Origin of the sequence: Photorhabdus africana, from assembly GCF_035181445.1 — a bacterium.
Classification (GTDB): Bacteria; Pseudomonadota; Gammaproteobacteria; order Enterobacterales; family Enterobacteriaceae; genus Photorhabdus; species Photorhabdus laumondii.
Genome location: NZ_JAXBVE010000003.1, coordinates 17,060 through 41,206 on the forward strand (window position 1 = coordinate 17,060; position 24,147 = coordinate 41,206).

At 41.5% G+C, this 24,147-nt stretch carries 31 protein-coding genes; 19 read left to right on the top strand and 12 right to left on the bottom strand.

The annotated features are described in order from the left end of the window. Nucleotides 1–47 precede the first annotated feature (47 nt). The 16 genes from atpI to SLS51_RS02180 all read left to right on the top strand — a co-directional run bounded on the left by atpI (nucleotide 48) and on the right by SLS51_RS02180 (nucleotide 12,669). A complete protein-coding gene (gene atpI, locus SLS51_RS02105; RefSeq protein ID WP_323835063.1) occupies nucleotides 48–425 on the top strand; it encodes a F0F1 ATP synthase subunit I in 378 nt (125 codons plus the stop codon). Between the two features lie 30 nt (nucleotides 426–455). After that, nucleotides 456–1,280, top strand: a complete 825-nt coding sequence (gene atpB / locus SLS51_RS02110) for a F0F1 ATP synthase subunit A (RefSeq protein WP_105397418.1) — start codon at nucleotides 456–458, stop codon at nucleotides 1,278–1,280. Between the two features lie 53 nt (nucleotides 1,281–1,333). Further along, nucleotides 1,334–1,573 (top strand): F0F1 ATP synthase subunit C, encoded by a 240-nt coding sequence (gene atpE / locus SLS51_RS02115; RefSeq protein WP_000429386.1) that lies wholly within the window; start codon nucleotides 1,334–1,336, stop codon nucleotides 1,571–1,573. Between the two features lie 58 nt (nucleotides 1,574–1,631). Further along, nucleotides 1,632–2,102, top strand: coding sequence for a F0F1 ATP synthase subunit B (gene atpF, locus SLS51_RS02120; protein ID WP_011144457.1), 471 nt, complete (start codon nucleotides 1,632–1,634; stop codon nucleotides 2,100–2,102). 12 nt (nucleotides 2,103–2,114) lie between these two features. Continuing rightward, nucleotides 2,115–2,648, top strand: coding sequence for a F0F1 ATP synthase subunit delta (atpH, locus tag SLS51_RS02125; RefSeq protein ID WP_323835068.1), 534 nt, complete (start codon nucleotides 2,115–2,117; stop codon nucleotides 2,646–2,648). Nucleotides 2,649–2,662: 14 nt separating this feature from the next. Further along, on the top strand, nucleotides 2,663–4,204 hold the full coding sequence (atpA, locus tag SLS51_RS02130) for a F0F1 ATP synthase subunit alpha (RefSeq protein WP_323835070.1): 1,542 nt from the start codon (nucleotides 2,663–2,665) through the stop codon (nucleotides 4,202–4,204). 58 nt (nucleotides 4,205–4,262) lie between these two features. Continuing rightward, entirely contained in the window at nucleotides 4,263–5,126 is an 864-nt protein-coding gene (gene atpG / locus SLS51_RS02135; protein WP_112878700.1) for a F0F1 ATP synthase subunit gamma, read from the top strand. A 34-nt stretch (nucleotides 5,127–5,160) separates the two neighbouring features. Next, nucleotides 5,161–6,543: a F0F1 ATP synthase subunit beta gene (gene atpD / locus SLS51_RS02140; protein WP_323835073.1), complete on the top strand. Its 1,383-nt coding sequence runs from the start codon at nucleotides 5,161–5,163 to the stop codon at nucleotides 6,541–6,543. Nucleotides 6,544–6,564: 21 nt separating this feature from the next. Continuing rightward, nucleotides 6,565–6,987, top strand: coding sequence for a F0F1 ATP synthase subunit epsilon (locus tag SLS51_RS02145; RefSeq protein WP_011144452.1), 423 nt, complete (start codon nucleotides 6,565–6,567; stop codon nucleotides 6,985–6,987). A 128-nt stretch (nucleotides 6,988–7,115) separates the two neighbouring features. After that, the gene (gene glmU, locus SLS51_RS02150; protein ID WP_323835075.1) at nucleotides 7,116–8,489 is read left to right on the top strand and encodes a bifunctional UDP-N-acetylglucosamine diphosphorylase/glucosamine-1-phosphate N-acetyltransferase GlmU; all 1,374 of its coding nucleotides are present in this window, start codon (nucleotides 7,116–7,118) and stop codon (nucleotides 8,487–8,489) included. A 107-nt stretch (nucleotides 8,490–8,596) separates the two neighbouring features. Further along, nucleotides 8,597–10,426, top strand: a complete 1,830-nt coding sequence (gene glmS / locus SLS51_RS02155) for a glutamine--fructose-6-phosphate transaminase (isomerizing) (RefSeq protein ID WP_323835077.1) — start codon at nucleotides 8,597–8,599, stop codon at nucleotides 10,424–10,426. Between the two features lie 147 nt (nucleotides 10,427–10,573). Beyond that, nucleotides 10,574–10,828, top strand: coding sequence for a type B 50S ribosomal protein L31 (locus tag SLS51_RS02160; protein WP_011144449.1), 255 nt, complete (start codon nucleotides 10,574–10,576; stop codon nucleotides 10,826–10,828). 19 nt (nucleotides 10,829–10,847) lie between these two features. After that, nucleotides 10,848–10,988, top strand: a complete 141-nt coding sequence (ykgO, locus tag SLS51_RS02165) for a type B 50S ribosomal protein L36 (protein ID WP_323835411.1) — start codon at nucleotides 10,848–10,850, stop codon at nucleotides 10,986–10,988. A 397-nt stretch (nucleotides 10,989–11,385) separates the two neighbouring features. After that, nucleotides 11,386–11,952: a hypothetical protein gene (locus tag SLS51_RS02170; protein WP_323835080.1), complete on the top strand. Its 567-nt coding sequence runs from the start codon at nucleotides 11,386–11,388 to the stop codon at nucleotides 11,950–11,952. 15 nt (nucleotides 11,953–11,967) lie between these two features. Then, nucleotides 11,968–12,498: a tail fiber assembly protein gene (locus SLS51_RS02175; RefSeq protein ID WP_323835082.1), complete on the top strand. Its 531-nt coding sequence runs from the start codon at nucleotides 11,968–11,970 to the stop codon at nucleotides 12,496–12,498. A 63-nt stretch (nucleotides 12,499–12,561) separates the two neighbouring features. Beyond that, entirely contained in the window at nucleotides 12,562–12,669 is a 108-nt protein-coding gene (locus tag SLS51_RS02180) for a tail fiber assembly protein (RefSeq protein ID WP_323835084.1), read from the top strand. Nucleotides 12,670–12,726: 57 nt separating this feature from the next. Here SLS51_RS02180 and SLS51_RS02185 read toward each other — a convergent pair whose 3' ends face one another. The 9 genes from SLS51_RS02185 to SLS51_RS02225 form a co-directional block, all read right to left on the bottom strand. Continuing rightward, nucleotides 12,727–13,323, bottom strand: a complete 597-nt coding sequence (locus SLS51_RS02185; RefSeq protein ID WP_323835086.1) for a tail fiber assembly protein — start codon at nucleotides 13,321–13,323, stop codon at nucleotides 12,727–12,729. Continuing rightward, on the bottom strand, nucleotides 13,323–13,823 hold the full coding sequence (locus tag SLS51_RS02190) for a phage tail protein (RefSeq protein WP_439126836.1): 501 nt from the start codon (nucleotides 13,821–13,823) through the stop codon (nucleotides 13,323–13,325). Before SLS51_RS02190 ends, SLS51_RS02185 begins: the two co-directional genes overlap by 1 nt. Further along, nucleotides 13,823–14,950 (bottom strand): phage tail protein, encoded by a 1,128-nt coding sequence (locus SLS51_RS02195; protein WP_011144434.1) that lies wholly within the window; start codon nucleotides 14,948–14,950, stop codon nucleotides 13,823–13,825. Before SLS51_RS02195 ends, SLS51_RS02190 begins: the two co-directional genes overlap by 1 nt. Continuing rightward, nucleotides 14,947–15,561 carry a phage tail protein I gene (locus SLS51_RS02200; RefSeq protein WP_323835093.1) on the bottom strand — a complete coding sequence of 205 codons (615 nt, stop codon included), beginning with the start codon at nucleotides 15,559–15,561 and terminating at the stop codon, nucleotides 14,947–14,949. The genes SLS51_RS02195 and SLS51_RS02200 overlap by 4 nt, the downstream gene beginning before the upstream one ends. After that, entirely contained in the window at nucleotides 15,554–16,552 is a 999-nt protein-coding gene (locus tag SLS51_RS02205) for a baseplate assembly protein (protein ID WP_323835095.1), read from the bottom strand. Before SLS51_RS02205 ends, SLS51_RS02200 begins: the two co-directional genes overlap by 8 nt. A 4-nt stretch (nucleotides 16,553–16,556) precedes the next feature. Beyond that, nucleotides 16,557–16,898 (bottom strand): GPW/gp25 family protein, encoded by a 342-nt coding sequence (locus tag SLS51_RS02210; protein WP_036783323.1) that lies wholly within the window; start codon nucleotides 16,896–16,898, stop codon nucleotides 16,557–16,559. Further along, nucleotides 16,898–17,674, bottom strand: coding sequence for a phage baseplate assembly protein V (locus tag SLS51_RS02215; RefSeq protein ID WP_323835099.1), 777 nt, complete (start codon nucleotides 17,672–17,674; stop codon nucleotides 16,898–16,900). Before SLS51_RS02215 ends, SLS51_RS02210 begins: the two co-directional genes overlap by 1 nt. 350 nt (nucleotides 17,675–18,024) lie before the next feature. Next, the gene (locus tag SLS51_RS02220) at nucleotides 18,025–18,228 is read right to left on the bottom strand and encodes a tail protein X (RefSeq protein WP_011144439.1); all 204 of its coding nucleotides are present in this window, start codon (nucleotides 18,226–18,228) and stop codon (nucleotides 18,025–18,027) included. A gap of 281 nt (nucleotides 18,229–18,509) precedes the next feature. Further along, nucleotides 18,510–18,674, bottom strand: coding sequence for a hypothetical protein (locus SLS51_RS02225; protein ID WP_164488458.1), 165 nt, complete (start codon nucleotides 18,672–18,674; stop codon nucleotides 18,510–18,512). A 396-nt stretch (nucleotides 18,675–19,070) separates the two neighbouring features. Between SLS51_RS02225 and SLS51_RS02230 the strand changes: the two genes are divergently transcribed. Further along, the gene (locus tag SLS51_RS02230) at nucleotides 19,071–19,685 is read left to right on the top strand and encodes a phage repressor protein CI (RefSeq protein WP_323835107.1); all 615 of its coding nucleotides are present in this window, start codon (nucleotides 19,071–19,073) and stop codon (nucleotides 19,683–19,685) included. Between the two features lie 286 nt (nucleotides 19,686–19,971). On the opposite strand, the gene SLS51_RS02235 is transcribed toward SLS51_RS02230, so the two are convergent. Then, entirely contained in the window at nucleotides 19,972–20,544 is a 573-nt protein-coding gene (locus tag SLS51_RS02235) for a recombinase family protein (protein WP_323835109.1), read from the bottom strand. Between the two features lie 91 nt (nucleotides 20,545–20,635). On the opposite strand from SLS51_RS02235, the gene SLS51_RS02240 reads away from it, so the two are divergent. Further along, nucleotides 20,636–21,679: a phage tail protein gene (locus SLS51_RS02240; RefSeq protein ID WP_323835111.1), complete on the top strand. Its 1,044-nt coding sequence runs from the start codon at nucleotides 20,636–20,638 to the stop codon at nucleotides 21,677–21,679. Further along, entirely contained in the window at nucleotides 21,679–22,311 is a 633-nt protein-coding gene (locus tag SLS51_RS02245; RefSeq protein WP_323835113.1) for a tail fiber assembly protein, read from the top strand. The genes SLS51_RS02240 and SLS51_RS02245 overlap by 1 nt, the downstream gene beginning before the upstream one ends. 316 nt (nucleotides 22,312–22,627) lie before the next feature. Here SLS51_RS02245 and SLS51_RS02250 read toward each other — a convergent pair whose 3' ends face one another. Continuing rightward, nucleotides 22,628–22,969: a tail fiber assembly protein gene (locus tag SLS51_RS02250; RefSeq protein ID WP_323835115.1), complete on the bottom strand. Its 342-nt coding sequence runs from the start codon at nucleotides 22,967–22,969 to the stop codon at nucleotides 22,628–22,630. Nucleotides 22,970–22,978: 9 nt separating this feature from the next. Beyond that, on the bottom strand, nucleotides 22,979–23,977 hold the full coding sequence (locus SLS51_RS02255; RefSeq protein WP_323835117.1) for a pyocin knob domain-containing protein: 999 nt from the start codon (nucleotides 23,975–23,977) through the stop codon (nucleotides 22,979–22,981). Between the last annotated feature and the right edge of the window lie 170 nt (nucleotides 23,978–24,147).

Consider the following 24,147-nt stretch of genomic DNA (forward strand, 5'->3'; position numbering starts at 1 on the left):
TAGCAAAACCTGATATGCAAGGCGTGCAAGGGGAGAAAACAAAAGTCATGTCTGTATCCCTTTACAGCGGTAAAATTGCACTGAAGCTGCTTTTTTTGCAGTTAATGACTTTTGTTATTCTCAGTGTGGCTTTTTGTACCAAAAGTATAGAATGGGGCGCTTCTGCTTTTGTTGGTGGGTTAGCATGTTGGTTACCTAATGCCATATTCATGCTGTTTGCCAGTTTTCAAAAAGCAAAAGAAGAAGAGGTTCCGGTACGTATTGCATGGTCTTTCGCTGTTGGCGAAGGGTTGAAAGTTATTATTACAATAGCTGTGCTGGTTGTTGCTTTAGGCGTGTTTAAAGCGGCGTTTGCACCACTAGGTTTAGTTTATTTAGCGGTGCTGATTGTGCAAATCATCGCACCTGCTGTGATAAACGGTTAGGTTTTCAACAATAAAAGGGTAAGAGGCATCATGTCTGCATCAGGAGAAGTTTCAACTGCAAGGGACTACATAGGCCACCACCTGAATAACCTTCAGTTGGACCTACGTACCTTTGAGTTGGTCGATCCCAACTCTGGTGGTTCTGCAACGTTCTGGACGTTGAACATTGACTCGCTTTTTTTCTCAGTCGTATTAGGGATTTTATTTCTGTATGTATTCAGAAAGGTTGCGGTTAATGCCACCAGTGGCGTACCGGGCAAACTTCAGACTGCTATAGAATTGATCATGGGTTTTGTTGATAACAGCGTTCGTGATATGTATCACGGCAAGAGCAAAGTTATTGCCCCTTTGGCGCTAACAGTGTTCGTTTGGGTGTTATTAATGAACGTGATGGACTTATTGCCAATCGATTTTCTTCCTTATATCGGTGAACATTTCTTTGGTTTACCTGCTCTGCGTGTCGTGCCAACAGCAGATGTCAGTATTACCTTATCGATGGCTATTGGTGTCTTTGTCCTCATCCTCTACTACAGCATTAAGATGAAAGGGATTGGTGGTTTTACAAAAGAGCTGACTTTACAGCCTTTTAATCATCCACTGTTTATTCCAATTAACTTAATTCTGGAAGGCGTTAGCCTGCTTTCAAAACCGGTATCACTCGGTCTGCGACTGTTTGGTAACATGTATGCGGGTGAATTGATCTTTATTCTTATAGCTGGTCTGTTACCGTGGTGGTCGCAGTGGTTACTCAGCCTGCCTTGGGCTATTTTCCACATACTGATTATTACGTTACAAGCCTTTATTTTCATGGTTCTGACGATTGTTTATCTGTCGATGGCATCTGAAGAACATTAATTTTTTACCACAATAACTAACTGTGTTTTAACTGAAACAAACTGGAGACTGTCATGGAAAACCTGAATATGGATCTGCTGTACATGGCTGCCGCTGTAATGATGGGCCTAGCGGCAATCGGTGCTGCGATCGGTATCGGCATCCTCGGAGGTAAATTTTTGGAAGGCGCTGCTCGTCAGCCGGATTTAATCCCTCTGCTGCGTACACAGTTCTTTATCGTTATGGGTCTGGTTGACGCCATCCCTATGATTGCTGTGGGCCTTGGCTTGTACGTAATGTTTGCTGTCGCGTAGTTTGTAGAAATAATCTGAAACTACGTCAACTCATTAATTTTAAAAGAGGTATTGTGCTGTGAATATTAATGCAACAATCCTCGGCCAGGCCATTGCGTTTGTCTTGTTTGTTATGTTCTGTATGAAGTTCGTATGGCCACCGATCATGGCGGCCATAGAAAAACGTCAAAAAGAAATTGCTGACGGTTTATCTTCTGCGGAACGTGCCAAAAAGGACCTGGACTTAGCGCAAGCCAATGCGACCGACCAAATGAAGAAAGCGAAAGTGGAAGCTCAGGTCATCATTGAACAGGCTAATAAACAAAAAGCCCAGATCCTTGATGATGCAAAAGCGGAAGCTGAGCAGGAACGTAACAGAATCGTAACGCAAGCTCAGGCAGAAATTGATGCCGAGCGTAAGCGTGCTCGGGAAGAGTTGCGTAAGCAGGTCGCTATGTTGGCTATCGCAGGTGCCGAGAAAATCATCGAACGTTCCGTGGATGAAGCTGCTAATAGCGACATCGTTGATAAACTGGTCGCTGAACTGTAAGGAGGGAGGGGCATGTCTGAATTCGCTACTGTAGCTCGCCCCTACGCCAAAGCAGCTTTTGACTTTGCTGTGGAAAAACAATCGCTTGAACAATGGCAGAATATGCTAGCGTTCATAGCTGAAGTGACTCGTAATGAGCAAGTTGGTGAGCTGCTTTCCGGTTCATTGGCATCGGAAACATTAGCTAATACCTTTATCGCAATTTGCGGTGAACAGGTCGATGAACATGCTCAGAACTTTATTCGTGTTATGGCAGAAAACGGTCGCTTACTGGCGTTGCCGGAAGTTTTGCAGCAATTTATTCAATTGCGTGCATCACTTGAATCAACCGTTGATGTTGAAGTGATTTCTGCCACCGAACTGAGAGAACAACAGCTGGCTAAAATTTCTGTAGCGATGGAAAAACGTCTGTCACGCAAAGTTAAGCTGAATTGCAAAATTGATAAGTCTGTTATTGCTGGTGTGGTTGTCCGCGCAGGTGATTTGGTGATCGATGGCAGTATTCGTGGCCGTTTAGATCGCTTAACAGACGTCTTGCAGTCTTAAGGGGACTGGAGCATATGCAACTGAATTCCACCGAAATCAGCGAACTGATCAAGCAGCGCATTGCTCAGTTCAATGTAGTGAGTGAAGCTCACAATGAAGGTACGATTGTATCCGTTAACGACGGTATCATTCGTATTCACGGTTTAGCCGAAGTTATGCAGGGTGAGATGATCGCACTGCCTGGCAATCGTTATGCAATCGCATTGAACTTGGAGCGTGACTCCGTAGGTGCGGTTGTAATGGGCCCGTATGCTGACTTAGCAGAAGGTATGAAGGTCAAATGTACTGGTCGTATTCTTGAAGTACCTGTTGGTCGTGGTCTGCTTGGTCGTGTAGTAAACACGCTGGGTGAGCCCATTGATGGTAAAGGCCCTGTTGAGCATGATGGTTTCTCTGCTGTTGAAATGATTGCTCCAGGTGTTATCGACCGTCAATCTGTTGATCAGCCGGTACAAACTGGTTATAAATCCGTTGACGCTATGATCCCTATCGGTCGTGGTCAACGTGAACTGGTTATCGGTGACCGTCAGACGGGTAAAACAGCACTGGCTATTGACGCAATCATTAACCAACGTGACTCAGGCATAAAATGTGTCTATGTCGCAGTTGGTCAGAAAGCTTCTACTATTGCGAACGTTGTTCGTAAATTAGAGGAGCATGGTGCTCTTGCTAATACTATTGTGGTTGTTGCGACTGCTTCAGAATCTGCGGCATTACAATACCTGGCACCATATTCGGGTTGTGCAATGGGCGAATACTTCCGTGACCGCGGTGAAGATGCGCTGATTGTTTACGATGATTTGTCTAAGCAGGCTGTAGCTTATCGTCAAATTTCTCTGTTGCTCCGTCGTCCGCCAGGACGTGAAGCATTCCCAGGTGACGTTTTCTATCTGCACTCTCGTTTGCTGGAACGTGCTGCACGTGTTAACGCTGAATATGTGGAAAAATTCACCAATGGTGAAGTGAAAGGTAAAACCGGTTCTCTGACGGCCCTGCCTATCATTGAAACTCAGGCAGGTGATGTATCAGCATTCGTACCAACAAACGTTATTTCAATTACTGATGGTCAGATTTTCTTGGAATCTAGTTTGTTCAATGCGGGGATTCGTCCAGCAGTTAACCCAGGGATTTCCGTATCCCGTGTAGGTGGCGCTGCTCAGACTAAAATCGTTAAGAAATTGTCTGGGGGCATTCGTACTGCTCTGGCTCAATATCGCGAACTGGCAGCGTTTTCTCAGTTTGCTTCTGACCTTGATGATGCAACCCGTAAACAGTTGGATCATGGTCAAAAAGTAACTGAATTGCTGAAACAGAAACAGTATGCGCCAATGTCTGTTGCACAGCAGTCATTGTCTCTGTTTTCTGCGGAACGTGGTTATCTGGAAGATATCGAAATTGCTAAGGTTATTGATTTCGAATCTGCGTTGCTTGCATATGCCAACCGTGAACATGTTGATCTTCTAAAAGAGATTGACCAGTCTGGTGGTTACAACGAAGAGATCGAAGCAAAGCTGAAAGCTCTGCTGGATTCCTTCAAGGCAACTCAGTCCTGGTAACACTATTCGGCCCGGTTTAATTAAACATGGGCCGTCTGGTTAATGAGGAGAATCAGGAATGGCCGGCGCAAAAGAGATACGTACCAAGATCGCCAGCGTGCAAAACACGCAAAAAATCACTAAAGCGATGGAGATGGTTGCTGCGTCCAAAATGCGTAAAACGCAGGATCGCATGGCGGCCAGTCGTCCTTATGCAGAAACCATACGCAGCGTGATTGGTCACCTTGCGTTAGGTAATCTGGAATATAAACATCCATACCTTGAAGAGCGTGAAACCAAACGTGTCGGGTATCTGGTTGTTTCTACCGATCGTGGCTTGTGCGGTGGTTTGAATACTAATCTGTTCAAAAAACTGCTTTCAGAAATGAAAGACTGGTCTGATAAAGGTGTCCAGTGTGATCTGGCGCTTATTGGCTCTAAGGCTACCTCTTTCTTTGCTTCTGTTGGGGGCAACGTTGTTGCTCAGGTAACAGGCATGGGAGATAACCCTTCACTGTCTGAATTGATCGGGCCAGTGAATATCATGCTGCGGGCATACGATGAGGGACGTCTGGATAAATTGTATGTGGTGACAAACAAGTTCATCAATACAATGTCCCAGGAACCGACTATTACTCAGTTATTACCTCTGCCTGCCGGAGATGATGAAACACTGAAGAAGAAATCCTGGGATTATTTATACGAACCTGATCCTAAGGCGTTGCTAGATATACTGCTGCGTCGTTATGTAGAATCGCAGGTTTATCAGGGCGTCGTTGAAAACCTGGCTAGTGAACAGGCCGCACGAATGGTGGCGATGAAAGCCGCAACTGATAATGGTGGTAGCCTGATCAAAGAGTTGCAGTTGGTTTATAACAAAGCTCGTCAGGCCAGCATAACTCAGGAGCTGACCGAGATTGTCTCGGGTGCTTCCGCGGTTTAACAGCTAGGTTTATGAATTACGTAGAGGATTCAAGATGGCTACTGGAAAGATTATCCAGGTAATCGGCGCCGTGGTGGACGTCGAATTCCCTCAAGATACCGTACCAAAAGTATACGATGCTCTTGAGGTTCAAAACGGCGAAGCTAAGCTGGTGCTGGAAGTTCAGCAGCAGTTGGGCGGCGGCGTTGTTCGTTGTATTGCAATGGGTACTTCTGATGGTTTAAGCCGTGGTTTAAGTATCACTGATTTAGGCCACCCAATTGAAGTTCCGGTTGGTAAAGCGACATTGGGCCGTATCATGAACGTATTGGGTGAACCAATCGACATGAAAGGCGATATCGGTGAAGAAGAGCGTTGGGCTATTCATCGTCCGGCTCCAAGCTATGAAGAGTTATCTAACTCTCAAGAATTATTGGAAACCGGTATTAAGGTAATGGACCTGATTTGCCCATTCGCGAAGGGGGGTAAAGTTGGTCTGTTTGGTGGTGCGGGCGTAGGTAAAACCGTAAACATGATGGAGTTGATCCGTAACATTGCGATTGAGCATTCGGGTTACTCTGTATTCGCCGGTGTAGGTGAACGTACTCGTGAAGGTAACGACTTCTACCACGAAATGACAGACTCTAACGTACTGGATAAAGTATCTCTGGTATATGGTCAGATGAACGAGCCACCAGGAAACCGTCTACGTGTTGCGTTGACTGGTCTGACAATGGCTGAGAAGTTCCGTGATGAAGGCCGCGATGTTCTGCTATTTGTTGATAACATCTATCGTTATACCTTGGCAGGTACTGAAGTATCCGCACTGCTTGGTCGTATGCCATCTGCGGTAGGTTATCAGCCAACTCTGGCGGAAGAAATGGGTGTTCTGCAAGAACGTATTACTTCTACCAAAACCGGCTCTATTACTTCCGTACAGGCTGTTTATGTACCAGCGGATGACTTAACTGACCCATCTCCGGCGACGACTTTCGCGCACTTAGACGCAACTGTAGTTCTGAGCCGTCAGATCGCTTCTTTGGGTATTTACCCTGCGGTTGATCCGTTGGATTCTACCAGCCGTCAGCTTGATCCATTGGTTGTTGGTCAAGAACACTATAATGTTGCTCGTGGCGTTCAGTCTATCCTGCAACGTTATCAGGAGCTGAAAGATATTATCGCTATTCTGGGTATGGATGAACTGTCAGAAGGCGATAAGCTGGTAGTTGCGCGTGCTCGTAAGATCCAGCGCTTCCTGTCTCAGCCGTTCTTCGTTGCAGAAGTTTTTACTGGTTCACCAGGTAAGTTCGTTTCCCTGAAAGATACTATCCGTGGCTTTAAAGGTATCTTAGACGGCGACTATGACCACCTACCAGAACAGGCATTCTACATGGTAGGTACCATCGAAGAAGCTGTGGAAAAAGCGAAGAAACTTTAATACGGCTGACCGGAGGTTGACATGGCTGCAATGACTTACCATCTGAATGTTGTCAGTGCTGAAAGCCGGATGTTTGAAGGTTTGGTACAGAAAATTCAGGTGACAGGTAGTGAAGGTGAACTGGGCATTTACCCAGGACATGCTCCGCTACTGACTGCCATAAAACCTGGCATGGTACGTATTGTTAAGCAGTTCGGTGAAGAAGAGGTCATTTACCTTTCTGGGGGTATCCTTGAGGTACAACCGAGCGGCGTTATCGTACTGGCTGACACTGCTATCCGTGGTAAAGATTTGGATGAAGCTAAAGCGTTGGAATCTAAACGTAAAGCTGAAGAACACATCCGTAATTCTCACGGTGATGTTGACTATGCTCAGGCATCAGCTGAATTGTCTAAAGCGATTGCGAAACTTCGTGTAATCGAGTTAACAAAAAAAGCGATGTAATACAGGTAGTTAAATAAAAAAGCCAGTTGGTGCGAGCTAACTGGCTTTTTTGTATTGCGAAATATGTAGTAATTTATCTTATAAGCAGGTTTACTTTTCTCTCTTAAATTGGAGTTATCGGGTTTCTTATGTCTAACAGTGCAAAAAGTGTTGTGATCCTTGCCGCGGGTAAAGGAACCCGCATGTACTCTGATCTCCCTAAAGTTCTGCATTTGCTGGCCGGTAAACCTATGGTTCAGCATGTGATTGATACTGCAATGGCATTAGGGGCTAAAAATGTTCATCTGGTTTATGGACATGGTGGTGACCTGATGAAACAAACCCTTTCTGATCAAACACTAAATTGGGTATTACAAGCAGAGCAGTTAGGGACTGGCCATGCAATGCAGCAGGCAGCACCACATTTCGCTGATGATGAAGATATTTTGATACTGTATGGTGACGTGCCTCTTATTGGTACAGATACCCTTGAACGCCTGCTAGCGGTTAAACCTGACGGTGGTATAGGTTTATTAACGGCAATTTTGGATAATCCAACAGGTTATGGTCGTATTGTTCGTGAAAATGGAGAAGTAACGGGCATCATTGAGCAAAAAGACGCGACTGAAGAACAACGTAAAATCAATGAAATAAATACAGGTATTCTGGTTGCTAATGGTAGTGATTTAAAACGTTGGTTGTCCCAATTGGATAACAACAATGTTCAGGGTGAATATTACCTTACTGATGTGATTGCGTTAGCTTATAAAGAAGGTAGAAAAATTGAAGCGGTGCACCCAACTCGCTTGAGTGAAATGGAAGGTGTAAATAACCGCCTTCAACTGTCCGCTCTTGAACGCATTTATCAATCTGAGCAAGCGGAACAATTATTACTATCGGGTGTTATGTTGTTGGATCCTGCCCGTTTTGATTTACGTGGCACACTAATTCATGGCCGTGATGTGGTTATTGATACTAATGTCATTATTGAGGGTAATGTAACCCTTGGTAATAACGTACAGATTGGTACCGGTTGTGTGTTGAAGAATTGCATTATTGGTAATGATTCTATTATTAGCCCTTATACAATTGTTGAAGATTCTGAAATGGAAACGGGTTGTACTGTTGGGCCTTTTGCTCGTTTGCGTCCTGGTTCTAAACTCGCTGAAAAAGCCCATGTAGGGAATTTCGTTGAGATGAAGAAATCTTATTTGGGTAAAGGTTCTAAAGCTGGACATTTGACTTATCTTGGTGACGCAGACATTGGTCGTGATGTAAATATTGGTGCAGGTACTATTACCTGTAACTACGACGGCGCAAATAAATTTAAGACCATTATTGGTGACAATGTTTTTGTTGGTTCTGATACTCAGCTTGTTGCTCCAGTGACTGTTGCTAAAGGTGCTACAATCGGAGCGGGGACAACAGTGACAAAAAACATCGCTGAAAATGAACTGGTAGTAAGCAGAACTAAACAAACACATATTCAAGGGTGGAAACGCCCTGTGAAGGAAAAAAAATAAAATAATAATCCCCACTCTACAGGCTCGGGGACCGGAAAAACCGGAAAACAATCAGGCTCTTGACATATAAAGGGCTTTCATCAGCCCTATTTTTAGGAATAAAACTGATGTGTGGAATTGTTGGTGCAGTAGCACAACGAGATATTGCAGAAATCCTGATTGAAGGACTTCGTCGTTTGGAATACCGAGGTTATGACTCCGCTGGTTTGGCGGTTGTTGATAACGAAAAAAATATGTTTCGCCTGCGTGAAGTCGGTAAGGTACAAGTACTTGCTGATGAGGTTGATAAGCAGCCAGTCCTTGGTGGGACAGGTATTGCCCATACCCGTTGGGCTACACACGGCGAACCAAACGAGAAAAATGCTCACCCGCATATATCTGATTATATTGCTGTTGTTCACAACGGTATTATTGAAAACTATGAAGAATTACGCGTTCAATTAATTGCACTCGGTTATCAATTTATCTCGGATACTGATACAGAAGTTATTGCCCACCTTGTTCATTGGGAGCAAAAACAAGGTGGTACTTTGTTGGAAGCTATTCAACGAGTTATTCCTCGGTTGCGTGGTGCTTATGGTGCAGTCATCATGGATAGCCGTGATCCTGGAACAATAATTGCTGCAAGATCGGGTAGTCCTTTGGTTATAGGCTTGGGCGTTGGAGAAAACTTTCTGGCGTCTGATCAGTTGGCGCTACTGCCTGTTACTCGTCGTTTTATCTTCCTTGAGGAGGGGGATATTGCTGAAATAACTCGTCGTACTGTGCGTATTTTTAATGCTCAGGGCAAACCGGTTGAACGGGAACAGATTGAATCCAATATTCAGTACGATGCTGGTGACAAAGGTGTCTACCGTCATTACATGCAAAAAGAGATCTATGAACAGCCAATGGCAATTAAAAGCACTTTGGAAAGGCGCTTGAGTCATGGACAAGTAGATCTGTCTGAACTTGGTCCTAATGCAGCTAAATTATTATCTCAAGTAGAGCATATTCAGATTGTTGCCTGTGGTACATCCTATAACGCAGGTATGGTTTCCCGTTATTGGTTTGAAGCATTGGCTGGTATTCCTTGTGATGTGGAAATTGCTTCTGAATTCCGTTACCGCAAATCAGCACGCCGTTCAGGAAGCTTACTGATCACATTGTCTCAATCGGGTGAAACTGCGGATACATTAGCAGCACTGCGTTTATCTAAAGAACTTGGCTATCTCACATCGTTAACTGTTTGTAACGTAGCGGGTTCTTCATTAGTACGTGAATCTGATTTTGCTCTGATGACCAAAGCTGGTGCAGAAATTGGTGTTGCTTCAACTAAGGCATTTACAACTCAGCTGACAGTATTACTGATGCTGGTGGCTTACCTTGGACGCTTGAAAGGTGTTGATGCAGAACAGGAGCAAGAAATTGTTCATGCGTTACATGCACTGCCAAGCCGTATCGAAGGCATGTTATCGAAAGATAAAATTATTGAAGTGCTGGCGGAAGACTTTTCTGACAAACACCACGCTTTGTTCCTTGGCCGTGGTGATCAATATCCGATTGCGGTTGAAGGTGCTCTGAAATTAAAAGAGATTTCTTATATCCATGCTGAGGCTTATGCTGCCGGTGAATTAAAACATGGCCCATTGGCACTGATTGATGCGGATATGCCGGTTATCATTGTAGCTCCGAACAATGAACTGCTAGAAAAACTGAAATCTAATATCGAAGAAGTACGTGCCCGTGGTGGATTGCTATATGTGTTTGCTGATCAGGACGCGGGTTTTACCGATAGTGAAGGAATGAAGATTATTCCATTGCCGCATGTTGAAGAGCTGATTGCACCAATATTTTATACAGTACCACTGCAACTGCTTTCCTATCATGTTGCTCTGATCAAAGGAACTGATGTTGATCAGCCTCGTAACTTGGCTAAGTCAGTGACTGTAGAATAATCGTTTTATAATAAGAAATTGAAAAAGCCTCTGTACATTAAAAATACAGAGGTTTTTTTTTGCACTGAGAAAATTTCTCATTATTTTCTTGCCGATAAAAATAAATCACGCTATTGTAATGTTATATTATTACAATTTGGCGAAATTATGAAACCAGATATCCATCCAAACTATCGGGTAGTTGTATTTCACGATACCAGTGCTAATGCCTATTTTACAATTGGCTCCACGATTCGCACGGAACGAACAATTACCCTGAATGGGGAAGAGTATCCATATGTCACTGTTGATGTGTCATCGGAATCACACCCTTTCTATACGGGTAAGCAGAAAACTTTATCTCAGGAAGGCAGCACTGCGCGATTCCAGAAAAAATTCGGGCGTTTTATTGGTAATAAATAAATTGAGAGATCATGGAAAAATGCAGGTGTTAAGTTCACTTAAAACAGCAAAAACTCGTCATCCGGATTGTAAAATCGTCAGCCGTCGTGGTCGATTATATGTTATTTGTAAATCTAATCCGCGTTTTAAGGCAGTTCAAGGAAAGAAAAAGAAATGTTGATGCCCAATGGCTAATGACAGAACTCGCAGCTTATAACTGCGGGTTTTCTATCTGTATTTAATTTTATTTCTTATTATCTTGAAAATAACTGACCTAAACTTTGTTTGGGAAGGGAGTTAGTATAATTAAATCTGAGATAAAGAAAATTTATATTTAATGCAAAATGAAATCTCATAAATGCTTGTTGTATAGTATAAAATTAAACTTTCAATTAGTTATTTTTACTACAAATTTATCCTCCCAAATAGTTCATAATTTACTCTTATAAACACATTTTTTCATAAACCACAGTACTGGTCATTTATTGACACCCGAATATAGCCAATCTTCGCCATATATCCCCTGCTTAGTACCAATACGAGACTATCCTTTCGGAAATTTCACAGATTAGTGAGTTTTGAAAAATCTTGGTTTGGTGGAAACTGTTACTAAAGCCTCAGATGCGTTGCAACGTAGCGGGGGCAATGTAACAGGCGACATAACTATTACTACTGATTCTATGCTGAGTTGGAACAGAAACACCGACTTTGCCTCTATCGGTTTTAAAAACACCGGAGATGGTGATGCAGACTCCTATATGTGGTTTAAAACGGGAGATAATGGTAACGAATATTTCAAATGGCAGCACGTCCTCTCTGGAGGGCCAACTAATGAATGGATGAGCCTTAGACACGATAATCTTCGAGTTAGGGGATATCAAGTTTATCATGAAGGATATAGACCAACCGCTACGATTATTGGCGCTTATACAAAATCAGAATCAGACACGCGTTATATTCAAGATATTCGTTTTGGGGCCAAAGAGAGCGCGCAAATACAGGAAAGTTCTGGAGATACAAACGCAAGTGGGTATGCCATTACTGCTGTAATAAATGGAAACAGAAATGAGCTAGTTGACACCGTAAACCGCAGACCAATACAGAAGAAGATTAACGGCATATGGATGAATATATCCAATATTTAGTAGGGTGATGAATATATGCAAAACATTAAAAATTTTTCCCAATATACACCTGACTCAAAACAAGCCAGAAAAATCATTGAAGATTTTAATGCCATTTATTTGAAGTCAGAAGATGGTCAAGACTGGTATGAATGCCAGAAAAGCTTTAACCCTGACACAATTAAAGTAATGTATGATTTTAATAATATAATCCGTTCTATATCAGGAGATGTATCAGCTTTTAACCCAGATGGAATGAGTGTGGCTGAGGTAAGTAATCTGCCTGATTCTTGTGATACTTCTGGCAAATGGCAATATATAAATGGCGCTATTGTTCCGCGTAACTACACAAAGGGCGAGTTAGTTGCTCAAGCAGAGAGACGTAAAGAAGAATTGCTAGCCCTTGCCAGCAATACTATTGCTCCCTTACAGGATGCCGTTGATCTAGATGAAGTAACTCTGGAAGAGATAGAACGGCTCAAAGCTTGGAAAAAATACCGAATGCAAGCAAACCGTATTAATCCCACCATAGCACCAGATATTGAGTGGCCCGCACAACCGGTATAAATAATATAGGCCCGCAGTTTACAAACCGCAGGCCTTTTTCCATCCTGATTTTTAGGGCTATCAATGAGTGCTTACCTGATGTATCAGACCTTGCTGGAATGGAAAAAATACCTAGCCATACTTAACCGGGTTGATACTTCAAAGGCATCGGAAATCGACTGGTCAACATAGCCTATCATAACTGAAAAAAGACCGGGGACAGAATAACACCCGGTCTTGATAATTGTATTATTCTGGTATTTGTGGCCACTCAATATCTGAAGCCATTGAAGTATCAACACGGCTCAGTAATACCACATACTTCTTCCAGGCAAGCAATAATGCTTTCTCTGTGTCTGAGGCCATCTCAGTCTCAATAGCATATTGTAATAAAGTCATGGCTTCATCAGCCTGTTGGCGAAGAGTGACTCGTTGTTGTTCTGCCTGTTTAATCTGATTGGCTTTTTGAGCTTCAATGTCCGTTACCCATTTTTCACCATCCCACTTATCAAAATCAGTGCTTGGTTGTTTGCACGTCAGTGTTTCTGGTAATTCGCCCTGTTTAATGATTTCCTTCTGTTCCCCAGTTTGAGTGTCGTAAGCTATTTTTCCTCGATAATCTGGTACAATTTGCCAACTGGTTAAATCAGATGAACGGCAGGCGGTATATCCCTCTTGGGTTTCAGGTGGTGAGTCTGTGCAGGAATTAGCAGGAAGACCGACACCAACGGGAAGATACTCATCAGAACTGTTTAAATATTCCAGCGTAATCGCATCGTAATTAAACACAACGATACTTCCGGTACTGATAGCAATATTATTCTTATCCAGTACAGCCTTATTCATCAGGCAATCCTCACAATGTAATTAAATGCCACGTTTCGTGGACGTGTTTCTATTCCTGTTGAAGCAGCAATCGCATTATCCATATAACCGAAACCACCAGCTCCCATTCCTATAGCGATGCCTAGTCCGCGAGGATCAATACCATAGTTAACGTTTTGATAGACACTATTGAGAATATAGCTTGGTGTACCCACCTTATCGGTTCCACCATTTGAGTTGGACCACATCCGTCCAATCCTGTGACTATGTGGAGCAATATCTGCCAATTGAAAGGATAGGAGATATCGACCGACATCCACCCCACGTCCATCATCCCAGCCCCGGATAAATTCACCACGTAAATCAGGTAATCTACCACTGGGATAAGTTTCCGCTAATTTGGGATATAAAGACTTATCAAAGATTGCCCCATTACATTTCACCCACCCATTTGGTGGTATGTCAGTCGGCCAAGGCAGTGGTATTCCTACCGGGATCTCTTCAAGTACAGACATGAGCATTATGCTGCCCTTACAATATAGTTAAAGGCTACGTTACGTGGCCTTGATACCCCTATATAAGCTGCATTGGTAGTCCAGGTTGTTGCTGAACCTCCAGAAGCTCTAGCTCTTAATGGAATATCTTTATTTTGGGGAGTATCCCATTGTAATTTCGTACGCTCATTAACTGAGAAGTTAACAACATTATCAGCAGCTTGTTGAGTTTCCTGTAGTAAATAAGACCCTTCTTGCCATACCAATAATGTACGGTCTGGATCAACGCCACGTTTGTCATCCCAACCGCGAATAAATTCCCCACGCAAATCGGGCAAATTACCACCAGGATAAGCCTTGGCTAATTCTGGAAATTTCGCTTTATCAAAGGCCGCACCATTGCATTGTAACCACCCATCCGGCAGTGTTGCCGTCGGCCAAGGAAGTGGTACACCTATCGGAATTAGCTTTTCCAATAAACCAAGGTTTTTCACAAAAGCATTTTTATCTAGGATATCCGCGCCATTTTGGTTTTTTGCCAATTTACTATTAGCATTATCATAAGCTGCTTTTACCGCTTTGGGTGTTGCTGCTGTAGTTTCATCATTACTGTTAATGGCACTATTAAGTTTTGTAAAACCTTTCTCTGTCAATGTGGCATCTGGGTGATTACGGCTTTTTTCATGTTTCTGGATAGAGCTATCTACATAATCACGAGTCGCCAGAACAACAGAGGGATCGATTTTCAGCGTTACCGAATCCGTATTGCTGACAATCAAGATCATTCTGATAGTTTGTGTTCTACCCGAACCTTCCTGTAATTGTGGTTTATAGGTTTCCGGGCAGTTTGCTACTGCAATCAAGTTACCTTCACCGTCAAACAAACCAATTTCACGCATCCACCAACCACCCTCACCCTCAGGGATAATTTGTTCGGCAATAATTTGGTTTGTGTTTACCGGGTCGACACTTAATGTATTAATTGCAGCACGACGCTTTTCATTAATTAATTTTGTCTGATTGACGTCAGGATCTGGTAATTTACCGCCACCGTCACCAACAGCCATGTGAGTAATATCGACTTTTGTCCCCAAAGCAGCAGCGTTCGCCAGTTTCGCCGCGCCTAGGTTGGTTAAAATTGCAAAGTATTTCATGGTGAAACCCTCAATGTATCTGTCTCGATCAAATGAATTGCAGCTCCTAAAGGAGCATTGTCGCTAGTTGTGATGACGTCAGGGAGATATTGGTAAACGGTGAGGTCATCTCCACTATAGCTCGTTGCAGCGCAATAAAATTCGCCCTTAACATCTAGGTTGATTGATAAACCTATCAGATGACGACTTACAGGCTTGGCATCAGAAATTAGCCGTTCCAGCTCTAAAAAAGTTTCTTCGGTGATCCCATTTTCCTGTACCCCTATCGCCAACCGGAATGTGCCCGGTGTTTCGTTGTTCAGCCACCATTCCTTTATTTGAATGAGATAACCAAGCGGTTCTACCGCGCGACGGACGGCACCAATGGTTCCCTTATGTTTGTGCAGAAACAGAGAGTTTTTTATCACGTCTCGCTTAGTGCTTACCGACCACTTTTCGTCCCAGCGATCAACCGACCACGCCCACGCCAAATAGGGTAATAACTCTTCAGGGCAAGTATCCGGATTCCAGAGTTGGCGAAGCGGTACTGGAATATTTTGCAATTGTGAACATGCCTTAGCAGCAGCCAACTCCAAAACCGTAGAACCTGTTGGTAACAGGCGGTCATTCATCAGAACCTCCCACTATCAAACTTGGATTTGGTTTGGAACAATCAGCAGTTTGTGTTTTACCTATTTCCAGTTTTGCACCAGTACAATAAGGAGCTTGATCTTTACACAGAATTATGTCCTTCGTCGGGGTTCTCAGTTCTACCTGCTGCACACCTGCAACATGCAGCGCAGCGTAAATGGCAGATAACCGAATATCTCTCCCCAACTTATGTTGATCTAGCACGTACTTATCCATATTTTGTTGAGCCAGTTTACGGATAGGTTCAGATTCAGGTGTCGGATAGAGATAAAGCACAGCATCAATTTGATATTCCACTATGTTGGCTGACTGCACTTTTACCCGATCAGCAACCGGTCTGACGTTTTCGTCATTAAGTGCCGCAATCACTTTATCCAGTAACTCTTGTGAAGCTACACCGCTATGCTCTTTATCCTCTTCGTCTTCTTTATCTTTCTCCCATTTCCATTTCCGCGACAAAACAGTCACCGTCACATTGGCTGGTGATGGGCTGACGACGGAAACATCTGTAACAGTTTGATATTCACCTTTGTATTCGCTTTTATTAGCATGAATACTTTCATTAACCTTAAGAGCATGATATTCATACGCGCCTATTGGCCCTGCAACACTCAGCCCTTCGAAGGCTCTTTGGATACGATCACGGAAGGTACTATCCGGCTCCATAACTGCCCGGGTAACGTTATAGTTCGCTCCTAACTGGTCTAAATCTCTATTGGTTGCATAGGCCAACATTACTGCACGAGCGGCTTCATTAACCCGCTGGCGCAATATCAACTCCCGGTAAGCGTTTTCCTCAAGTAACTTAACCAGAGGTTCGGATTCCAATTCCAATGTTCGAGTAATAGCATCCCGTTGCTCTTCAGGATAAAGAGAGATTAATTTGGCTTTACGTTCAGCCAACAGGCTTTCATAATCCAGTGGCTCAACTACATCAGGTGGCGGCAACTGGCTTAGATCAATGGTCGGCATTGTTTTACCTCACAGGGATAGATAGAGAAAACCCCCCAGGGGACAGCTGATAATGACCAGATATATCTACTGTCATTTTGCCGTCTTGTTGGGTATTTATGGTGATAGCTGTCAGATTAATCCTCGGTTCCCAGCGGCTGATAGCTGTATAGGTGGCTGCCATAATTTGCAGGCGTAGAGCCGCGTTCTGTGGCCAGTCAATTAATTCGGGTAGCAGAGAGCCATAAGTACGACGTTCCAAACGGCTACCAACGGGGGTTAGTAAGATGTCGCTGACAGACTGGCGTACATGATCCAGATCCGTCAGGCTACGACCGGTTTGTCGATTCATTCCAAGGTACATCATTATACTGGATCTCCTGTTGTCGCACCGCCTGCCATAACACCAGTGTGTTTATGCGAATTTAGGGTTACGCCGTTAGAACTGAGTTTTCCGCCTGTGTTTTCAACATCACCTTCCAGCTTAGTTTTTCCTTTTACAGCAAACTCTGGTGTTTGCAGTGTGATGCCTTTGGCTGCATTAGCTTTTACCTCCAGTGCTTGCATCTCAACTTGTAGTGTTTTCATCTCGATTTTGTTGACTGAAGTCAGTTCGATAGAGTTGATTGCCTCCAGTTTGATTGAGTTGAGAGCCTTGAGTGAGATATTTGTTGCTTCAAGCGCTATGGAATTTGATGCCTGCACTACAGCTGTCTTAATACCTGTTACCTTTAAGGCACTGAATGCTGGCTCATACTCCATTACCGCTCCATCAGGGAAGACAATATGAACAGCGTCCGCAGAAGCAGGCAACGCTGATGGAAATTGATCAGCAAAAGCAGTATTAACAGTCTCGCCAGCAACAGCCAATGGCTCCGGAAATTGATTAGAATAAATAGCTGGCAATACAAAGGAGGTGGTCAATTCACCGCCAACAGATAACAGCAAAACTTGCTCACCACGGCTGGGAGCCCACCAAGTTCGGGAATTACCTGCTCGCATTGTCAACCAAGGCCGCCAGTCAGTTTCGAGATTGCCTGTTGCAATCCGGCACACTCCCCGGGTGGTATCTACCTCGGTAACAACACCAGTTCTGATCAGATTACGCAATAAGCGTAGAAGTTCTGTTAGTTGTGTATCCATGTTTGGAAAAATGCCATTTGGTGGTTGTGGATTTATGAATGAAAGAATGCCAGTAAAGACAGCTACCAACATCAAAGAGGAATTGTAAGAAAGACAAAACAAGTTTCTTGAAAAGGGAAAATATAACAACATAAATTAAAAAGCCCTTCCCGTAATCGAGAAAGGCCTTTATGTAATCTGTGCTATTTTGCCTCTAATAGTTCAAAAAATTCAATTTTGCGCTGCTTGACTATATATTAAGTATAACGTTCCAGTTCAACTGTTTATTTATCTAGCCAGAATAGATAAGTTTAATTTCCTGACATAGAGTGATAATTCTGTTTAAAACCATCAAATTAGTATGGATATCTTTAATCCCATAGTTGCAAAATAGGTTTCGTTGTAGCTGTCATAATTTCCGGCATCTCAACTTCTGTACCATGTGGCAGAATTACACCATATTCGGCCAAGCCTGGGTTAACTAATAGTACCTGTTCTGTCATGCCTTGAGTCCGACCATAATGACGCCAGCATAAAGCATCAACAGTATCATTCTGCTGTGCAATTATTTTCATTAGGTATACCCCCTCTAATTTAGTCAATATTGTTAAGTTAAAGTGTTATGGTGCGCTGAATAGTGGGAGAGAACCAATGAAACAATATTGTTAAGGAAACAGTACAAATGAGAAGCAAGAAGCCACTTTTCAGTGGCTAATTTATAATTAATCATATCTTCCAAAATTTGCTGAGTTCATAGGCAAAGTCTATTTCTCAGCTCATTTTCCAATGCAATCATTATCAACTTAGAAACTTTAGATTATTTATCATACAGAATTCCCACATTTATCTGCCGCATTTATTCTTCAAGCGTTTCGTGGTGGTTAATAAGTTGTTCTGCAAGTGGTGTCGACAACTCAGCAATCCAAACTAAAGCAAGTTCTTTATCTTCAGCATGATTACATTCACAGCTCGTTGCCATTCTGGCTATAAAATTAATACGTTGCGCTATTACTGATTCCATAAGAAAGTCCACTGACAAACTTACCTCCGCATAACATAACTGTATATAAGAACAGTACACGTTGATTAGAAAAATTTAAAGTGGTTTTTCATCTTTTTTGAGAACTATATTTGATAGTGTTAATATATTAATTATTGTTTTTATTGAAATAATTAATGGTTAAAAAGGTTTCTTTCCGATCACAATCCATTGTAATTAATAAGTTTTTCTTATTTTATGGATTAGAAGATTTTTTCTCTTTATTTAGATGACATAGTTTCACAAAGTATATAGATTGAAATTTATATGCCCATGATGCAATATCCCCTATCGGATCTAATAAATTTATTTGGGATCACTATAGCTCTTAATCAGAGGGCTTTGTGGAGACGGCAAACTCACCAAACTGTACTTTCAATGAAAAAAAACATAACTGAGATAAAAATGGGTGCAGATAGTGGAGGAAAACAAGCTATCGAACGCCTTGTTAGTGCATATGGGTTTAAATCACGTCAAGCATTGAGCGACCATTTAGGTGTGTCTAAAAGCACAATGGCGAACCGTTATTTAAGGGACAGCTTTCCAGCCGATTGGGTTATTCAATGCAACCTTGAAACCAATGCTTCATTGTTATGGCTAAGCACAGGACAAGGAGAAATGTTCCCTGATGGAGAAAAGAAAAAGGAATCTTTAAAAAACATTATTACCCCGAAAATACAACGCGTTAAATTGGTTGGTGGAAAGCTGAGCGATGACGACTCAGTGATTTTAGATAATCAACTTATTGTCAGAGAAATAAAAAAGCCTCTTATTGTAGATAACAATAACGCTTGGTATTTGCTAGATATAGAAGAACCTGATGTTCAGGATGGTTTATGGTTAATTGATATTGAAGGCATGCACAGCATTAAAAAAATTACAAAAATCCCAGTCAGTAAGATCCGAGTTTGTGATAACGACGTAACTTTTGACTGTGCAATTAATGAAATCAACTTTATTGGTCGCGTTTACCTAATGATTTCCAGGTACTGACACATTTTTCAATTGTAAATAAATTAATTTACTTAGATGTATAAATCCTATGCTGATGGCAATTCGTTACCCAAAAACGTCTAGATGCAGTGGATTTCATACACAATAGATTCTTTTGCTAGCAATAGCTGATTGTCAACTTATTCCGTTGTTTCTTTATCGTATAGTGCGGCGTAAGTTTTTTGTATAGAAAAGAAACGTGATATATTTTGCATAAATTAATAACCAATTAGCCTTGGATATTACGAATACAAAATTAAACATTTAACTAGCCGCACTGCAAATACTAATTTGATCGACAATTTGTTTTATTTACTGGAAAATATTTATATATTGTAGATAACGATATGTTGTAAATTAATGATAACTGTTTCCGTGTGTGGCCTTTCGCCAGCAATCTTGCTGCTTGTTGTTGTTCAACGAATGAAAGTGATACTGGTCTACCACCAATTCTTCCTTGGGCACGAGCTGCTATTAATCCTGCATTTGTTCTTTCAACGATCAATTCTCTCTCCATTTCAGCCAGTGCACTCATAACATGAAAGAAAAATCGCCCCATAGAAGTGCTGGTATCAATGCTATCAGTCAAGCTTTGAAAATGAATACCGCGTTCACTTAAATCAGAAATTAAAGTTACCATATTTTTTACGCTACGCCCCAATCGATCCAGTTTCCAAACAACTAGAGTGTCATCTTTTTTAAGTTGTTTTAAAGCGCGTTTTAAACCTGGTCTGTTGGATGTTTTTCCACTAATTTTATCCTCAAAAATTTGCTCACAATTTATACTTATCAATGCGTTTCGCTGTAAATCACTGTTTTGGTCATTTGTTGACACCCGAATATAGCCAATCTTCGCCATATGTAACCCTGCCTAATACCAATATGAGACTATTATTGTCGAAATTATCACGGATTGGCGAGTTTTTAAAAACCTTGGTTTGGTGGAAACTGTGAATTTGGCGAAAAATGCTCTTCATAAGGACTCAACTGAATCATTCACGTCAGGCAATCACAATATTAAAACAGGTGGAAATTATTCCAGTTTGTCACTAACAAAGGGAGATGGCCGATATGTTTGCATAGAAACTACTTCTCATGAAGAAGGCTCTTTTTGTGCAATAGGATATCGTGAATCTGACTCCTCAAATATAAATGTTGTTCACCTCCCTCGAAAGAGTGGCTACGTTGCAATAGCTAATGAACATTATTCTAAATCAGAGTCTGACAGTCGATTTATTCAGTTAAATACCGATACAAAAACATCAGGTTATATATTAGCTAAAACCGCAAACTATTATGATGATCCTAATTCACGTCATTTGGGCCGTTCGGGATTTTTAAGGCCTAATGGAATTGATAATCTAGGAGCATTAGCAATTCATATAGCTCATCCTAACGTTGATAGCCCTCAGCATGCTCGCGGGCTTTCTTTTGGGTATGGAGGTTATTCAGAAGCATTCAGCATTTCTACTTATGCTTTCGATGAAAATGGTAATTTCAGGGGGAAGCGTAAGATATTAACAGAGGATGATATTCTTGTTGGTATTCCATTACCGTGGTCTAAGCCAACTGCACCAGCAGGTTATCTTATTTGTAGTGGTCAGCAGTTTGATAAATCTATGTACCCTAAATTAGGGGAAGCGTATCCCTCAGGCACACTCCCTGATCTACGTGGTGAATTTATTCGAGGTTGGGATAATGGGAGAAGTATTGATTCAGGAAGGGAGATATTATCCCATCAGAATTCAACAAAGTTACCGAATCTTTACACCCATGCAGCCTCTGAAAATATAGGACTACTGGTATCTCCTCCTATTAATCGTTTTTCAAGTAATTATCCATCGGAAATTATGGCTAGTGATTTTGAGGAAGCAGAACTCGGGAGCGGCCAATATTTTTCGACCCCATTAAATCCTACTGGTGCAGTTTCATTATCTACATTTAGAGTACGTCCTCGTAATATCGCATTTAACTACATAGTGAGAGCAGCGTAATGACATCACAGAAACAAAAATATTCCCTAGAACCAGAAACCGCAATATTGGGAAATAATGGATTAGCAACCAAGGCTGGTTGGTTGACAATTTACCATGCAGCGCCTTATTCCAGAGAATTTATTGGTGCCAGACCAGAATATTTAATGGAAGGAATGGGACTTCCTGCCAATTCTTATCCAGATGCACCACAACTTCCAGATTCTGATAACATGGCTGTTTGCCGCAGCGAAGATAAAAGTTATTGGAAAATTGTACCTGATTACCGAGGAAAAATAGCTTATAATACGAAAACCCTAGAACAATATGAAATTACTGCTATAGGTGAAATAACAGAATATCTGACATTCAAACAACCTGTCACTTATTTTGATAAATGGGATGGTAAACAGTGGGTAACTGACAAATATGCTATAAAGGATAGCCAGATTAAACAGGCAGAGCAGCAGCGGGTAGCACTATTAAGACGAGCGAATGAAACAGTTACATTATTACAACATGCTGTAGATATTAAATTGGCCTCAGAAAAAGAAAAGTTATTATTGTTAGATTGGAAAAAGTATTTAGTATTACTGAGTCGTATTGACATTTCATTAGTGCCAGATATTAACTGGCCTGAAAAACCAGAATAAATAATAACGGCCTGTTTTTAAGGCCGTAGATTTAAAACTTATAAACTAAATTGTAAGTATTTATAATTTCTGAAACAATTTTTTATATTAAATTCATTAACAGTTTTTTCAGAAAAAGTTTTTAATTCTTGAAATAAAAACTCATAATTACATAGAATATAGAATATAGAATATAGAATATAGAATATAGAATATAGAATATAGAATATAGAAATTAAAATTATATAAATAGCCAACTCAACATGGCTGGCCATTTATATATGGCAATTTAAAATTTAATTAAATTGAAATATTTTCACCATAAAAATGATTCGTTTTATTCTGGTTGCTCTGGCCATTCAATATCTTCTACCGTGGTATCCATTCGATTTAACGCGACACGATATTTTTTCCACTCCATCAACATTGTTATTTCGTTATCAGTAGCAATGCTTAAATCAATGGCATCTTGTAATGGTGCCATTTTAATTGTTGCTTGTTCTAATAAATAATATTTTTGGCGATGATAGAATTTATTTTTCTGTTCGATAATGGCTTGCTGATATAATTTTTGAGCCTCTTGAGCACTGAAACCCATTGAGATTAATTGATGGGGCTCAGCCGGCACATTAACATATTCATAGCCATTTTTATCTATTAGTTTATTTAATATTATCATATGTCCTCATTATGGTTTCTTTTGATAACGTATGTCATATTCCAGAGAATAAGGTATTGTATTATCAGTATATTCTTCGCCTAATAATGGATCATTTATGGCTAACGATTTCACCATCCACTTCATTTCACGCTTAAGATCTGCACTTGACCATCTATATATTTCTGCCTCTCCTTCTTCACGTGAATAATGAATGGGTTGGAAATTGCCGGTCACAAAATAGGTTAAACCACCACGTAAGTAACAACCACTATAAACGTAACAATCTACAATATCACCGGATTTCACATCACCATAAAGGGGATATTTACCGTCAACGGGTCTGGCAATACTTATCATGGCGTGACGGATCGCTTTTACTGTTTTACGATAGGTTTGATTTATGCGTTTAATATTAAGATAACGGGCATCCCCTCCCCACGGTACATCTCCCCCTTCTATTTGTACAAGCAGGCCAGCAACATGTGTCACACCTTCACCGAATGGTTTTTTTTCTGCATCATATGGATAGGGCCTATGAAGAGTTAACCAAGAATTTGCTCCGACATTAGGTGGGAGGCTCCACCAAACCGGATAATAGCGTTCAGTATTTAGGCCCGTAAGATCAATCGTGGTGGTATAGCGCGGTTCACTCTGAATATCCGACGCCGTGGGTTTATTGAGCGTGTTATATTCTTGGGCCCAAGGTGTCCACGGTAAATTATGATATTGGCTGCGCGTATATATCCTGCTGCTGTTATAAACAAAATAACGTTGAGTCACAGCATTATTTTTCAGAACGACAAGTGAACCTGCAAGTGGTTCAGGATAGTTAGCACCATTTTGAGCATAAACATTGTAATCTTGATAATAAACCCCTGGTATTTTGTAGTTATCCAAATTTGCCTTATCACCCAAATAAACCGCTTGTCCATTAAAGATATCCTGAGACGTAATATTGATATCCTCAGTCAGAACTTTGCCATTCACTTTCCGGCTATTCGGCACTGCTCCCTTAGCCAAATTCACAGTTTCCACCAAACCAAGATTTTTCAAAACTCACTAATCTGTGAAATTTCCGAAAGAATAGTCTCGTATTGGTATTAGGCAGGGTTACATATGGCGAAGATTGGCTATATTCGGGTGTCAATAAATGACCAGTACTGTGGTTTACAGAGAAATGCGTTGATATGTATAAA

Coding starts and splice junctions, on each gene's coding strand:
- atpI (WP_323835063.1), top strand. CDS start 48: ATGTCTGTATCCCTTTACAGCGGTAAAATTGCACTGAAGCTGCTTTTT.
- atpB (WP_105397418.1), top strand. CDS start 456: ATGTCTGCATCAGGAGAAGTTTCAACTGCAAGGGACTACATAGGCCAC.
- atpE (WP_000429386.1), top strand. CDS start 1,334: ATGGAAAACCTGAATATGGATCTGCTGTACATGGCTGCCGCTGTAATG.
- atpH (WP_323835068.1), top strand. CDS start 2,115: ATGTCTGAATTCGCTACTGTAGCTCGCCCCTACGCCAAAGCAGCTTTT.
- atpA (WP_323835070.1), top strand. CDS start 2,663: ATGCAACTGAATTCCACCGAAATCAGCGAACTGATCAAGCAGCGCATT.
- atpG (WP_112878700.1), top strand. CDS start 4,263: ATGGCCGGCGCAAAAGAGATACGTACCAAGATCGCCAGCGTGCAAAAC.
- atpD (WP_323835073.1), top strand. CDS start 5,161: ATGGCTACTGGAAAGATTATCCAGGTAATCGGCGCCGTGGTGGACGTC.
- SLS51_RS02145 (WP_011144452.1), top strand. CDS start 6,565: ATGGCTGCAATGACTTACCATCTGAATGTTGTCAGTGCTGAAAGCCGG.
- glmU (WP_323835075.1), top strand. CDS start 7,116: ATGTCTAACAGTGCAAAAAGTGTTGTGATCCTTGCCGCGGGTAAAGGA.
- glmS (WP_323835077.1), top strand. CDS start 8,597: ATGTGTGGAATTGTTGGTGCAGTAGCACAACGAGATATTGCAGAAATC.
- SLS51_RS02160 (WP_011144449.1), top strand. CDS start 10,574: ATGAAACCAGATATCCATCCAAACTATCGGGTAGTTGTATTTCACGAT.
- ykgO (WP_323835411.1), top strand. CDS start 10,848: ATGCAGGTGTTAAGTTCACTTAAAACAGCAAAAACTCGTCATCCGGAT.
- SLS51_RS02175 (WP_323835082.1), top strand. CDS start 11,968: ATGCAAAACATTAAAAATTTTTCCCAATATACACCTGACTCAAAACAA.
- SLS51_RS02180 (WP_323835084.1), top strand. CDS start 12,562: ATGAGTGCTTACCTGATGTATCAGACCTTGCTGGAATGGAAAAAATAC.
- SLS51_RS02185 (WP_323835086.1), bottom strand. CDS start 13,323: ATGAATAAGGCTGTACTGGATAAGAATAATATTGCTATCAGTACCGGA.
- SLS51_RS02190 (WP_439126836.1), bottom strand. CDS start 13,823: ATGCTCATGTCTGTACTTGAAGAGATCCCGGTAGGAATACCACTGCCT.
- SLS51_RS02195 (WP_011144434.1), bottom strand. CDS start 14,950: ATGAAATACTTTGCAATTTTAACCAACCTAGGCGCGGCGAAACTGGCG.
- SLS51_RS02200 (WP_323835093.1), bottom strand. CDS start 15,561: ATGAATGACCGCCTGTTACCAACAGGTTCTACGGTTTTGGAGTTGGCT.
- SLS51_RS02205 (WP_323835095.1), bottom strand. CDS start 16,552: ATGCCGACCATTGATCTAAGCCAGTTGCCGCCACCTGATGTAGTTGAG.
- SLS51_RS02210 (WP_036783323.1), bottom strand. CDS start 16,898: ATGATGTACCTTGGAATGAATCGACAAACCGGTCGTAGCCTGACGGAT.
- SLS51_RS02215 (WP_323835099.1), bottom strand. CDS start 17,674: ATGGATACACAACTAACAGAACTTCTACGCTTATTGCGTAATCTGATC.
- SLS51_RS02220 (WP_011144439.1), bottom strand. CDS start 18,228: ATGAAAATAATTGCACAGCAGAATGATACTGTTGATGCTTTATGCTGG.
- SLS51_RS02225 (WP_164488458.1), bottom strand. CDS start 18,674: ATGGAATCAGTAATAGCGCAACGTATTAATTTTATAGCCAGAATGGCA.
- SLS51_RS02230 (WP_323835107.1), top strand. CDS start 19,071: ATGAAAAAAAACATAACTGAGATAAAAATGGGTGCAGATAGTGGAGGA.
- SLS51_RS02235 (WP_323835109.1), bottom strand. CDS start 20,544: ATGGCGAAGATTGGCTATATTCGGGTGTCAACAAATGACCAAAACAGT.
- SLS51_RS02245 (WP_323835113.1), top strand. CDS start 21,679: ATGACATCACAGAAACAAAAATATTCCCTAGAACCAGAAACCGCAATA.
- SLS51_RS02250 (WP_323835115.1), bottom strand. CDS start 22,969: ATGATAATATTAAATAAACTAATAGATAAAAATGGCTATGAATATGTT.